This window comes from Amycolatopsis decaplanina DSM 44594 (assembly GCF_000342005.1).
Taxonomy (GTDB): Bacteria; Actinomycetota; Actinomycetes; order Mycobacteriales; family Pseudonocardiaceae; genus Amycolatopsis; species Amycolatopsis decaplanina.
Genome location: NZ_AOHO01000058.1, coordinates 82,953 through 95,046 on the forward strand (window position 1 = coordinate 82,953; position 12,094 = coordinate 95,046).

Genomic DNA, 12,094 nt, shown 5'->3' on the forward strand with positions numbered 1-12,094 from the left:
GGCGGTTTCCTCACCGATAGTGACGAAGAAGCTATGTGGAGTAGGTATCTCCCCTTTCGCCGCTCAAGGTACACAAGAAGTGGAGAACTGTCCTCTACTTCATTTGTTAAGCTGGATGAATGGCTCGGGACCTCGCTCCCGCCGCACCGGCGCGGCCGCTGCGGCGCGACGCTGAACTCAATCGGCAGCGCATCATCGCGGCGGCACGCGATGTCTTCGGCGAGCGCGGACTCGAAGCGACTCTCGACGACGTCGCACATCACGCCGGCGTCGGCGTCGGCACCGTCTATCGCCGCTTCCCGAGCAAGGAACACCTGGTCGAGGCCATGTTCGTCGACCAGTTCGAGACGATCCGCGAGTTCGCCGAGGAAGCGCTTCGCGCCGAAGATCCTTGGGAGGGCTTCGCGAGCTTCACCTGGCGCGCGGCCGAACTGCACGCCGGCGACCGCGGGTTACGCGAAGTCATGCTGTCGAACGTCTTCGGCCAGGAGCGTGTCGCCGAGGCGAAATCCCGCATGGTGCCGTTGATCACACAGCTCGTCGAACGGGCTCAGGCGGCCGGCGCCCTCCGTGCCGACATCGTGCCGACGGACATGCCGCTCCTGCACCAGATGATCGGCTCCGTCATCGAGTTCACGCACGGTATCCAGCCGGACCTGTGGCGCCGCTGCCTCGCGATGCTCCTGGACGGCCTGCGCGCCGAACCCGGCCGCGCCACCCCGTTGCCGCATCCGCCGCTCGACGTCGAGGCACTGGAGGAAGTCATGTGCTCCTTCCGGCTGCCCAAACTCCGCTAACTCACGCAATTAGTCACCTACTTGCGGCCAGTGAGCGTCGCGTGACGTTCGCAGGCGCCGCAAGTAGGTGACTAATTGCGTCAGGGGAGCTTCGGGAACACCGCGACGGCGACCTCTCGCGCCGCCGCGCAGGTGGCTTCCTCCGGCGCCCCGTCGACGCCGACCACCGAGAGCATCGCCTGCTCGACCCGGTCCGGGGCGCCCGGGATCGGCCGGTGCGTGGTCACCTGGCAGAACGCGCCGGACGTGGCGACCTGGACCTGCCGTCCGCCCAGCGCCTCCGTCGCGCCCGGCGTGGTGTCCGCGCCCACCGACAACGAGAAGCTGACCTTGCCGCGGATGCAGCTGTGCCCGGACAGCGCCGGGGCCGGCTTGGTCTCCGGCCCCGCCGCGGCGTCGAGTTCGTGCTGGTCGAGTGCCGCGCACGGGGCGACGCGGCCCCACGAGCGCTGGTCGAGGTTCAGCCGCCCGACCTTGCGCGCGGAGATCACCCCCGCCGCGCCGTCGACCGTCGCGTCGGCGATCCGGCAGCGGTCGGCCTGATCGGCCGGGGCCGTGTCGTCGGAGGTGACGGCGATGGACAGCCTGATCCCGTCGGCGAAGGTCAGCAGCCGGGTGCAGACGGTGTCCTCGTGGAACGTCGACCGCTGGACGCTGACGCCTTCCGGCAACGGCCCGGCGTATTCGTACGGCTGATTGTTCGGATCCTGCCCGGAGGTGATCGGGCCGGTGGTCACGGTGTAGCGATTGGCGCCCTCGACGAATTCGAGGCGGCAGAACTCGAAAGAGGTCAACGGCGGTTTGACCGCGTTTCCGCCGCCGATCACTTTTCGCTGGTCGACAAGGCTGCAGTAATCGAGCGACGAGTATTCCCCGAGCGCTTCCGAAGCGGTCAGGGCCTCGTCGCCCGCCGTGGTCGGCGACGGCGTCACCGCCGGTTCCGGCGTGGCACAGGCCGCGGTGAGGAACAGGCCGCAGAGCACCGCGCTCAGTCTCTTCGGGGGCACCGGAGCAGTATCGTCAAAAGATCCCGGAACACCACCCCCTACGGGCGAAGAACACAGGGTCCGCCACGTTTTCCCAGGTGGACGCTTTACCGCGATTTCACGCCCTTAGGGGTGCGTTTCGTCCCGCGGCGGGATGCGGCCGGGCCGCCGCGGGACGAAAATGGGTTTCACACACAGTGATGACAGAGAGGGAAGACCCGTGACGAACCCCGTAGCCGCCCGGCTGACCCGACCGCGCCATGGCCGCATGATCGGTGGCGTCTGCGCCGGCATCGCCAAACGTTTCGGCACCACGCCGGGCAAGGTCCGCCTGCTCGCCGTGCTGTCCTGCCTGCTGCCCGGCCCGCAGTTCATCGTCTATCTCGTGCTGTGGCTCGCCCTGCCCGAGAGCGAGTACTGATCCCGGGCAGGACGAGCCGGGGTCACTCCGTGTAGGTCAGGTTCTTGCCGCTGGCCCCGTCGAAGAGCTTGATCTTGTCCGCGTCGAACCACAGTTCCACGCCTCTGTTCTCCGCCGCCGAAGAGGCCGCGGAGAGCCGGGCCACGATTTGTGACTCGGAGCCCGGGACGTCCGCGGATCCGCTGTCGGCGGCGAGATCCGCGAGGTCGGACGACGACGCGGCCTCACCTTCGACCGAGAAGTGCGCGAACTTCTCCGAACCCATCGACTCGAGGACGTCGACGTGGGCGGTGAACGTCGCCCCTTGGCGGGCGGCGGCGTCCACCAGCGCGGCGTCCTCGAAGTGCTCCGGCCGGATGCCGACGATGACCTCACGCGGCGCGTCGGCGGCTTCGGCCAGCTGCCGTACCCGGTCGGTGAGCGGGATGTCACCCAGCGCGCTGCGGGCGGTCCCGTTCTCCAGCGTCGCGGGCACGAAGTTCATCGACGGGCTGCCGATGAACCCGGCCACGAACAGGTTCGCCGGGTTGTCGTACAGGAACTGTGGCGACCCGATCTGCTGCACGTGGCCCGCCCGGAGCACGACGACCCGGTCGCCGAGGGTCATGGCCTCGGTCTGATCGTGGGTGACGTAGAGCGTCGTCGTGCCCAGCTGTTTCTGGATCTTCGACACCGAGGTCCGCATCTGGCCGCGGAGTTTCGCGTCCAAGTTGGACAGTGGCTCGTCCATCAGGAACGCCTTGGGGTTGCGGACGATCGCCCGGCCCATCGCGACGCGCTGCCGCTGCCCGCCGGAGAGGTTCGCCGGCTTCCGGTCCAGATGCCCGGTCAGATCGAGGATCTGCGCCGCCTCCTCGACCTTGGCCCGCACGGTCCGGTCGTCGACCTTGGCCAGCCGCAACGGGAACGCCATGTTCTCCCGCACGCTCATGTGCGGGTACAGCGCGTAGGACTGGAACACCATCGCGATGTCACGGTCCTTGGGCGCCTTCTCGTTGACGCGCTGACCGTCGATGCGCAGTTCACCGGAGGAGATGTCCTCCAGGCCCGCGACCATGTTCAGGGTCGTGGATTTGCCGCAGCCGGACGGGCCGACCAGGATGATGAACTCACCGTCGGCGATCGTGATGTCCACTTCGGACACCGCGAGGGCGCCGTCGGGGTAGGACTTGGACACTTTTTCGAGAACGATTTCAGCCATGGGTCAGCCCTTCACCGCACCGGACGTCAGCCCCGCCACGATGCGACGCTGGAAGAACAACACGAACAGGATGATCGGGACGGTGATCACCACGGCGGCCGCGGAGATCGTCCCGGTGGGGTCTTCGAACTGCGAGGACCCGGTGAAGAACGACAACGCCGCCGGCACCGTGCGCGAGGCCTCGGTCGAGGTCAGCGAGATCGCGAACAGGAAGTCGTTCCAGCAGAAGATGAACACCAGGATCGCGGTGGTGAACACCCCCGGTGCCGCCAGGGGCGCGATCACCTTCCGGAACGCCTGCGCCGGGGTCGCGCCGTCCATCTTCGCCGCCTTTTCCAGCTCCCACGGGATTTCCCGGAAGAACGCGGACAGCGTGTAGATCGACAACGGCAGCGCGAACGTGATGTAGGGCAGGATCAGCCCTGGCCAGGTGTCGAACAGGCCCAGCTCACGTTCGATGTTGAACAGCGGCGTCACCAGCGAGACCTGCGGGAACATCGCGATCAGCAGCGACATCCCGACCAGCACCTGCTTGCCGGGGAAGTCCAGCCGCGCGATCGCGTACGCCGCCATCGTGCCGAGGACGACCGCGATCACCGTCGCGATGATCGCGATCCCGATCGAGTTCACCAGCGCCCTGATGAACTCCGTGGTCTCGAAGATGTCCGCGTAGTTCTGCCACGTCCATTCCGACGGGATGAAGTTCCCGTCGCTCAAGGTCTCCTTGGTCTTGAACGAAAGCGAGACCACCCAGAGCACCGGGAACAGCGCGAACACCAGGACCAGGATGTCGACGAGGCCCCATTTGAGTTTGCGGCCGGGAGTGACCGCTCCACCGATGGCCATCAGCGCTTACCCCCATTGTCACTGCCGGGTGCGGCCGTGCCGAACACCTTGATGAAGATGAACGCGATGATCGCCACCGTGATGAAGATCAGCACCGCCATCGTCGACCCGATCCCGAGGTTCAACCCCTTGACCAGGTTGTTGTAGGTCTGCATCGACACCGAAGACGTGTCCTGCGCTCCGTTGGTGAGCACGAAGATGTTGTCGAAGATGCGGAACGCGTCCAGGGTGCGGAACAGCAGCGCCACCAGGATCGCCGGCTTCATCACCGGCAGCATCACCTTCGTGAACCGCTGCCACGCCGTCGCGCCGTCCATCGCCGCGGCCTTCAGCAGGTCGTCCGGCACCAGCGCCAGCCCCGCCATCAGCAGCAGCGCCATGAACGGCGTCGTCTTCCACACCTCGGCCAGCACGATGATCGCCAGCGAGGGCCAGTACTCGGTCAGCGGCGCGCTGTCCGGGAAGAACAGGTTGGCCAGGTAGCCCGTGTCCGGCGTCCAGGCGTAGTACCAGGAGAACGCCGCGACCACCGTCACGATGCCGTACGGGATCAGGGCGACCGTCCGCACGAGACCCCGTCCGACGAGCGTCCGGTGCATGATCAGCGCCAGGCCCATGCCGAGGACGAACTCGATCACCACCGAAACGATGGTCAAGCCCATCGTCGTCCCGAACGCCGTCCACCAATAACCGTTGGACAGCACCGCGATGTAGTTGTCGAGACCGACGAACTCCTGCTGCGCCGGGAACCTGAGGTCGTAGCGCTGCAGCGAGAGCCAGATCGAATAGATGATCGGGTACCCGGTGACCGCGATCATCACGAGCGCCGCCGGGGCGCACAACCACAGGCCGAGCCTGCGCTCGGCCTTCTTTCCTTCACTGAGAACGGGTTTGGCCTTCTTGCCGGGTTCGCTCGCGGTCGCCGAACCGGCGACTTCCTGCACGGTCACGGGATCACTCCCTTCGACTGGAGCGCGTCGGCGAGCTGTTCCTTCAGCTTCTCCGCCGTCTTCTGCGGGTCGATTTCAGAAGGCGGGGAAAGCACCTTCGACAACACAGTCGAGGCGTTCTGGTAGGCCGGTGTCAGCGGACGCACCGCGGCGTCCTTGAGCGCCTCCAGGATCGTTTCCCGCATCGGGTACTTCGTGTCCATGCTCGGGTTGTCGTCGCTCACACCCGCTGTCGCGTCGAGCGGGACCGTGTCGGTGTAGAGCGATTCGATCGTCGGCGGGACGCCGTCCTTGAGCGCGGAGAACTTCTGGTTCTTCTCGTTGCGCAGGCACAGGGCGACCTCGTAGGCCTCGGCCTTGTGCTTCGAAGTCGAGCTGACCGCCAGGTTGTAGCCACCGATCGTGGTCTTGGCGGGCTTGCCCGCTTCGAACTCCGGATAGGTGGTCCACTTGAAGTGCTTCAGCTCGTCTTTCTTCTCCTTGGCGTAGGAGGCGTAGACGAACGGCCAGTTCAATTCGAAGGCCGCGTTGCCGCGCTGGAAGGCCTGGCGGACCTCGTCCTCCTTGGAGTTGGTCAGCGACGGGTCGGTGATCCCGGCCGTGGTGACTTTCTTGAGCATCTCCAGTGCCTTGATCGCACCGGCGTCCATCACGACCGACTTGCCGTCGTCGGAAAGGATCTTTCCGCCCGCCGACTCGACGAGCGTGTTGTAGATGACGACGAGGCCCTCGTACTGCGCGCCGGTGAACACGACGTTCGCCGGTTTGCCCTGTGCCTTGAGCGCCTTGGCCTGGTCGATCATCTCGTCCCAGGTCTTCGGCGGCGTCGGGGTCAGCCTGTCGTCGTACCAGAGCAACTGGACGTTGGTGTTCTTGGTCGCCGCGTAGAGCTTTCCGTTCCACGTGGCGGTTTCGAGCGGTCCCGGCAGGACACCCGCGGTCGCCTCGGCCTTGGCTTCACCCGTCCATTCGTCGACCCAGCCCGCCTCGGCGAACTCCGAGACCCAGGTGACGTCCAGCCCCAGTACGTCGAGCGAATCGTCCCCGGCGGCCAGGCGGCGCACCATCTGTTCCCGCTGGCCGTCGGCCGGTCGCGGAAGTTTGTTGTAGACGACCTCGTACCGCCCGCCCGAAGCCTTGGTGCAATCGTCCACAACGGACTGGAAGTTGTCTTCGGGCGCGTAATAGACGTTGATCTTCAGTCCGGCATCCGAACCGCAGCCCGCCAGCAGGCCGACCGTCAGCGCTGTCGCGCCGAGTAGCGAGCCGGTGCGGCCTGGTGAGCGGCCCCTCCGGCTCGCGCTCATCCTCTTCCCCATGAGGCCTCCTCACCCGCGCACGCCCGGGGAGCGGCGGCATGAGACGCGTTGAAGAAGCCCGCGCGCCAGCACCCCGACGTGCTAGTGCTCGGGCGGACACGCTGGAGTACATGACCGCCCGACTGGTGTTGTGCAACCTATTCCGGGCGATCACCGCCCGCAAGCAGTATCGGTAACGATTCAGCGGACCGCACGACGAACAGGTGAACCAGTACCGCCGAACGTCAGTGGTCCGGCCCGGGTCATCCGGTGGGACGACCACCCAACGCGAGCTGGGCGAGGAGCTCGCGGCCCTGTTCGGCCGAACGCGGCTGGCACAGCACGTCGTAGCGGCCGGCGACCAGCTGGCTCGCGGAGGAGAAGTCGCGGCGGGACATGCCGTAGCTGATCGCCGCGAAGACCGTCCACGCCAGGATGCCGAGCACGAGCCCGCCGATCATGGGCTGCCACGCGAAACCCTGGTTGTTGAACATGCCCAGCAGCAGCCCGATGATCAGGCCGAACCACGCGCCCGACACCGCACCGGTGCCCAGCACACGGCCCCAGCTCAACCTGCCGACGACGCGCTCGACGAGCATGAGGTCGACGCCGACGATGGTCACGTCGCTGACCCCGAACTCCTTCTCCGCGAGGAAGCCGACTGCTTGCTGGGCTTCGCCGTACGTCGCGTAGGAACCGATCGGCCAGCCGGAAGGCGGTGTCGGCAGCCTGGGCAGCCCACCCGCGGCCCGGTCGCTTCCGCCAAAGGGAGCACTCACGAAATCACCTCTCGCCCGTCCAGGTCCATCTTCTCAAGGACGGGCGAAAGGCGCGAACGTTCAGGAGCGGGACTTGTACTCGCGGAGCAGGCCGCGGCTGATGATGGTCTTCTGGATCTCGCTGGTGCCCTCGCCGATGAGCAGGAACGGAGCTTCGCGCATGAGGCGCTCGATCTCGTACTCCTTGGAGTAGCCGTAGCCGCCGTGGATGCGGAAGGAGTCCTGGGTGACCTCGGCGCAGTACTCGCTCGCGATCAGCTTCGCCATGCCTGCCTCGACGTCGTTGCGCTCGCCGGAGTCCTTGAGGCGGGCGGCGTTGACCATCATCAGGTGCGCGGCCTCGACCTTGGTGGCCATCTCGGCGAGTTTGAACGCGATCGCCTGGTGCTCGGCGATCGCCTTGCCGAAGGTCTTGCGCTGCTGGGCGTACTCCACCGCCAGTTCGAACGCGCGGATCGCGATGCCGCAGGCGCGGGCGGCGACGTTGACCCGGCCGACCTCGACACCGTCCATCATGTACGCGAAGCCCTTGCCCGGCGCTTCGCCAAGGACCTTGTCGGCGCCGATCTTGTAGCCGTCGAAAACGGCTTCGGTGGTGTCGACGCCCTTGTAGCCCATCTTGTCGATCTTGCCGGGGATGGTGAGGCCGGGAGCGACCTCGCCGAAGCCCTCGGGCTTCTCGACCAGGAACGTGGTGAGGTTCTGGTGGGCCTTCTCGGCGCCTTCGTCGGTCTTGACGAGCAGCGCGATCAGGTTGGAGCTGCCGCCGTTGGTCAGCCACATCTTCGAACCGTCGATGACATAGTGAGCACCGTCGTCGGTCTTGCGGGCGCGGGTCTTGATCGCGGCGACGTCGGAACCGAGGTCCGGCTCGGACATCGAGAACGAGCCGCGGACCTCACCGGTCGCCATCCGCGGCAGGAAGTGCTGCTTCTGCTCGGGCGTCCCGTGACGGGAGATCATGTGGGCCACGATGAAGTGCGTGTTGATGACGCCGGAGACGCTCATCCAGCCGCGCGCGATCTCCTCGACCACGAGCGCGTAGGTCAGCAGCGATTCGCCGAGGCCGCCGTACTCCTCCGGGATGGTGAGCCCGAACAGGCCCATCTCCTTCATCCCCTCGACGATGTCGGCGGGATAGGTGTCGGAGTGCTCGAGCTCCTGCGCGCGCGGGATGACCTCCTTGTCCACGAACTGGCGGACCGTGGCCAGGATTTCGGACTGCACGTCGGTCAAGCCGGCGGTCTGGGCGAGGCGAGCCATCTCTGCTCCCTAAATTCGCGCGCACCGGGCTCCCGGCGCTGGGTTACCGGTGAGTATGACGTCTGCGGAGGGACCTCGCTATGAGCGCAGTCACGCGTACGCCATCCGTGACCATGACCCAGCAGTCCTTCGGCGGATTCCCACCGCGACAGCAGTACGCCTTTCCGAACCAGGCTCCGGCGCGGAGCAAGGACTCCGGCCTGGCGACGGCCGCCCTGATCTTTTCACTCTTCGGGCTGATCGGACTGGTATCCGTGATCCCGGGGATCGTCATGGGCCACGTCGCCGCGTTCGCCGTTGGCTACCTGCTGAACATCACCGCGAAACACGGCGCTTTCCGGTAGCGATACGGTCCTGGACGACGAGGGGACCAGAATGACGAATCCGCACAACCCGTACGGGCAGCAGCCGTCCGGGCAGTTCGAGCAGCCCTACGGTCTCCAGCCTTACCAGCCGCCGCAGCAGCAGTACTACGTCCAGCAGACCTATGTGCGGCCGCCGGACCAGGGTATGGCCGTGGCGTCGCTGGTGTGCTCGCTGATCGGGCTGATCATGTGCTTCCCGGCGATCCTGGGGATCATCTTCGGGCACATCGCGCTCGGGAAGGCCAAGCGCGGCGAAGCGGGCGGCCAGGGCATGGCGCAGGCCGGGATGATCATCGGATACGTCGTCACCGCGCTGTGGCTGATCCCGGTCATCCTGTGGTTCGTGTTCGTGGTGCTCGCGATCGGTGCCGCGGGCGTCTCGTGACCCGTTCGGAGGATACGGTGGTGTCCCGCACGAACCAGGGGGCCAACCGGATGAGCAGTTCCGACTCGCAGGACACACCGTCGACGTCGTCCTACACCGACTCGAACACCTTCTCGGACCCGACTTCCGCGTCCTCGACGTCCGAGACGGTGTCGACCCCGGCGGAACCCCAGCAGTTTCAGCCGCCGGCGCCCTTCACACCGCCTCCGCCGTTCGAGCCGCCCGCTCCGTTCGAGGTGCCTTCGCCCGGCGCGCCTCCTGCTCCTCCTGCAGAGCCGTTCGCGCAGGCCATCGACCCGCTGACCGCCGAGCCCGTCCCGCCGCCTGAGCCCTCCTACGCGACTCCGGACGCTTCGGTTCCTCCGGTGTACACACCGGCGCCTCTGCCTGCCGCATACCCGGCGCAGCCCTACGGCCAGCCGTACAACCCGTACGCGGCCTCGGCGGCGCCGCGGTCGCAGGACAACGGGATGGCGATCGCCGGACTGGTGTGCTCGCTCGTCGGGATCTGCTCGTGCGTGACCGTGATCGTCGGGCTGATCTTGGGGCACATCGGGCTGGCGAAAGCGAACCGCGGCGAGGCGGGCGGACGCGGCATGGCGCTCGCGGCGGTGGTCATCGCGTACATCGTCATCGCGCTGTACGTCGGTTTCGGCGGCACGATGATCATTCTCGGTGTGAATGGCGAGCTGGACTAGCGCGCAACTTGGAGCTAGAGATCGGCCGTGGTCGCCGCGTTCTCCAATGAGTGCAGGGAGACATACCGCTGCCGTTGAACGAAGGCCGAGCCTCTGCCGGTGCCGTGATGAGGCAGCGTCGCACGCAACTGCCGGTGGTCGGGATGGCCCGGACCAGTCAGCAAGAAGACCTGATAGCGGCCATCCGTCCAGGTCGCGTCCGACGTTTCGATGACCTTGGCGATCTTGCGGTCGAACCGATCGTCCGAGGCACCGAGCCGCGCTGCCTCTTCCGAAGACCATTCGACATTGTCCCGGCGGTGAAGCACAGCTGGAACGTCGAGCTTCACCTCACGATCCGCGTAGAACGCCACACGCTCGATCGGCCGGAATGCCCGCCCGGATTGGCACACGTAAGCGGCACAGCTCTCATACTGCGGCCAAGCTTGCTTCGCCGCCACTATGACGGTGTCATCGATCGTGACCGGTCGCTGCGCGTAGACGGTCATCAATCCGCTGCACCGCTTCAGCCATCGCGCGGCATCCGTATCGATGTACGCGGCCAGGTCGAAGATCTGGCGAAGCTCGAAGGGTATGTCGACATTGTCCGTCGAGTCGTGATGCGCGAGCCGGTTCCGAAACTTACGGACCCGCTCGACCGCGACGGCGACCTGCTTTCGCTTCCCCGACGAGTTCGGAAAAGCGCGATGAAGGCAGTCACGCCAGAGCTCTTCGTACTTGGGACCGAGCAAGCCGGACCAGAAGCCAAAGCTCAACCCGGCGATGATCTGATGCCGGGTTTCCTTCCGCTGGGGGCGCAGCCGCTCCCGCACGGTGGCCACGGCCTCCGCTACATGGTCCCCTCCGGGAGTCGGCGGCAAGAACCACGGAATGCCGCACTGGTCCTCGCGGAAGTACTCGCGAAGACACCGATCCAGAGCGTTACGAAGGAGCACCTCGAGATGGCCGACAACCTCGAAAGCGGCGGAAGATGTTCGTGCACTCCACTCGTACAGCCCGCAAGGCCGCGACCTTGTCTCCCGAAGCCCCCTCGAGATAAGGAGCCATCCGGGGTTCGGACAGCAGGTTCCAGACCATGGACTCTTCGGTCTCGACGGACGGCACCCGAAGATGCTACCGTCAGTGACGAACGCCCCAGTGTCGCCTCTGATGCAAGCGCCTGAGGCTTCTTCATGCCTCAGGGGCGCTGCTCCGCGTCTCCCGGTTCCCGAGGCGCTGGCGCCACCTGACCGTTGGCCGCGGAATCCTCCGAAGCAGCTGAAGCCTCCGGAGCCGACGCCTCCCGCTTCGGGGTGTTCGCGTCGAGGAAGCGCAGCAGTTCCACCGGGAACGGCAGGACCAACGTCGAGTTCTTCTCCGCCGAGACCTGCACGACGGTCTCCAGCAGCCGCAACTGCAACGCCGCCGGAGTGTCGGCCATGGTCGCGGCCGCCTGCGAGAGCTTGTGCGACGCCTGCAGTTCCCCGTCGGCCGAGATGACCCGCGCCCGCCGTTCGCGTTCGGCTTCGGCCTGGCGCGACATCGAGCGTTTCATCGATTCCGGCAGCGCGACGTCCTTGATCTCGACCCGGTCGATGTGGATCCCCCAGTCCAGCGCCGGACTGTCGATCATCAGCTCCAGGCCCTCGTTCAGCCGTTCGCGGTTGGACAGCAGGTCGTCCAGGTCGCTCTTGCCGATGATGGACCGCAGCGAGGTCTGCGCGACCTGGCCGACGGCCGAGCGGTAGTCCTGCACGTTGACCGCGGCCAGCACCGGGTCGATCACCTTGAAGTACACGACCGCGTCCACCCGCACGGTGACGTTGTCGCGGGTGATGCCGTCCTGCGCGGGGATCGGCATCGTGACGATCTGCATGTTGACCTTCTGCAGCCTGTCCGCGATCGGCACCAGCAGCGCGAGCCCCGGCTCCCGGATGGCCGGGCGGACCCGCCCGAACCGGAACACGAGACCGCGTTCGTACTGTTTCACCACGCGAAGACTGGCCGCGAGCCAAGCACCGCCCGCGACGGCGACCGCACTGAGAATCTCCACCACCATGGCTGCTCCCGGGGTTGTTCTCGCTGTTCACGGTACGCCCGGCGGGTCAGGAGGGAAACACGGTGGA

The 12,094-nt window shown here is 66.4% G+C and carries 14 protein-coding genes; 5 read left to right on the forward strand and 9 right to left on the reverse strand.

From position 1 onward, the window contains the following. The first annotated feature begins 119 nt into the window (after window positions 1-119). Window positions 120-797, forward strand: a complete 678-nt coding sequence (locus tag H074_RS19670) for a TetR/AcrR family transcriptional regulator (protein WP_007031803.1) — start codon at window positions 120-122, stop codon at window positions 795-797. 80 nt (window positions 798-877) lie between these two features. Here the strand turns inward: H074_RS19670 and H074_RS19675 are convergent, their stop codons facing one another. Further along, window positions 878-1,804, reverse strand: coding sequence for a hypothetical protein (locus H074_RS19675; protein ID WP_039922915.1), 927 nt, complete (start codon window positions 1,802-1,804; stop codon window positions 878-880). A gap of 160 nt (window positions 1,805-1,964) precedes the next feature. Here H074_RS19675 and H074_RS39365 point away from each other — a divergent pair, with 160 nt between their 5' ends. Continuing rightward, window positions 1,965-2,204 carry a PspC domain-containing protein gene (locus H074_RS39365; protein ID WP_083920456.1) on the forward strand — a complete coding sequence of 80 codons (240 nt, stop codon included), beginning with the start codon at window positions 1,965-1,967 and terminating at the stop codon, window positions 2,202-2,204. Between the two features lie 22 nt (window positions 2,205-2,226). On the opposite strand, the gene H074_RS19685 is transcribed toward H074_RS39365, so the two are convergent. The 6 genes from H074_RS19685 to H074_RS19710 all read right to left on the reverse strand — a co-directional run bounded on the left by H074_RS19685 (window position 2,227) and on the right by H074_RS19710 (window position 8,541). Then, the gene (locus tag H074_RS19685; protein WP_007031806.1) at window positions 2,227-3,405 is read right to left on the reverse strand and encodes an ABC transporter ATP-binding protein; all 1,179 of its coding nucleotides are present in this window, start codon (window positions 3,403-3,405) and stop codon (window positions 2,227-2,229) included. Window positions 3,406-3,408: 3 nt separating this feature from the next. Continuing rightward, on the reverse strand, window positions 3,409-4,251 hold the full coding sequence (locus tag H074_RS19690; RefSeq protein ID WP_007031807.1) for a carbohydrate ABC transporter permease: 843 nt from the start codon (window positions 4,249-4,251) through the stop codon (window positions 3,409-3,411). Then, window positions 4,251-5,201 (reverse strand): carbohydrate ABC transporter permease, encoded by a 951-nt coding sequence (locus tag H074_RS19695; protein ID WP_007031808.1) that lies wholly within the window; start codon window positions 5,199-5,201, stop codon window positions 4,251-4,253. The genes H074_RS19690 and H074_RS19695 overlap by 1 nt, the downstream gene beginning before the upstream one ends. Then, a complete protein-coding gene (locus tag H074_RS19700) occupies window positions 5,198-6,520 on the reverse strand; it encodes an ABC transporter substrate-binding protein (RefSeq protein ID WP_007031809.1) in 1,323 nt (440 codons plus the stop codon). Before H074_RS19700 ends, H074_RS19695 begins: the two co-directional genes overlap by 4 nt. Before the next feature lie 242 nt (window positions 6,521-6,762). Beyond that, window positions 6,763-7,278 carry a YflT domain-containing protein gene (locus H074_RS19705; protein WP_007031810.1) on the reverse strand — a complete coding sequence of 172 codons (516 nt, stop codon included), beginning with the start codon at window positions 7,276-7,278 and terminating at the stop codon, window positions 6,763-6,765. A gap of 60 nt (window positions 7,279-7,338) precedes the next feature. After that, window positions 7,339-8,541: an acyl-CoA dehydrogenase family protein gene (locus H074_RS19710; protein WP_007031811.1), complete on the reverse strand. Its 1,203-nt coding sequence runs from the start codon at window positions 8,539-8,541 to the stop codon at window positions 7,339-7,341. 80 nt (window positions 8,542-8,621) lie between these two features. On the opposite strand from H074_RS19710, the gene H074_RS41285 reads away from it, so the two are divergent. The 3 genes from H074_RS41285 to H074_RS19725 are packed head-to-tail and all read left to right on the forward strand — an operon-like array spanning window position 8,622 to window position 9,989. After that, window positions 8,622-8,885: a DUF4190 domain-containing protein gene (locus tag H074_RS41285; RefSeq protein WP_200865797.1), complete on the forward strand. Its 264-nt coding sequence runs from the start codon at window positions 8,622-8,624 to the stop codon at window positions 8,883-8,885. A gap of 31 nt (window positions 8,886-8,916) precedes the next feature. Beyond that, the gene (locus H074_RS19720; protein WP_007031813.1) at window positions 8,917-9,291 is read left to right on the forward strand and encodes a DUF4190 domain-containing protein; all 375 of its coding nucleotides are present in this window, start codon (window positions 8,917-8,919) and stop codon (window positions 9,289-9,291) included. A gap of 50 nt (window positions 9,292-9,341) precedes the next feature. Beyond that, complete coding sequence (locus H074_RS19725) at window positions 9,342-9,989, forward strand: DUF4190 domain-containing protein (protein ID WP_039923005.1); 648 nt, start codon at window positions 9,342-9,344, stop codon at window positions 9,987-9,989. Between the two features lie 14 nt (window positions 9,990-10,003). Here the strand turns inward: H074_RS19725 and H074_RS19730 are convergent, their stop codons facing one another. Further along, window positions 10,004-10,810, reverse strand: a complete 807-nt coding sequence (locus H074_RS19730) for a hypothetical protein (RefSeq protein ID WP_007031815.1) — start codon at window positions 10,808-10,810, stop codon at window positions 10,004-10,006. Window positions 10,811-11,166: 356 nt separating this feature from the next. Further along, window positions 11,167-12,027: a slipin family protein gene (locus H074_RS19735; protein ID WP_007031816.1), complete on the reverse strand. Its 861-nt coding sequence runs from the start codon at window positions 12,025-12,027 to the stop codon at window positions 11,167-11,169. Window positions 12,028-12,094 lie beyond the last annotated feature (67 nt).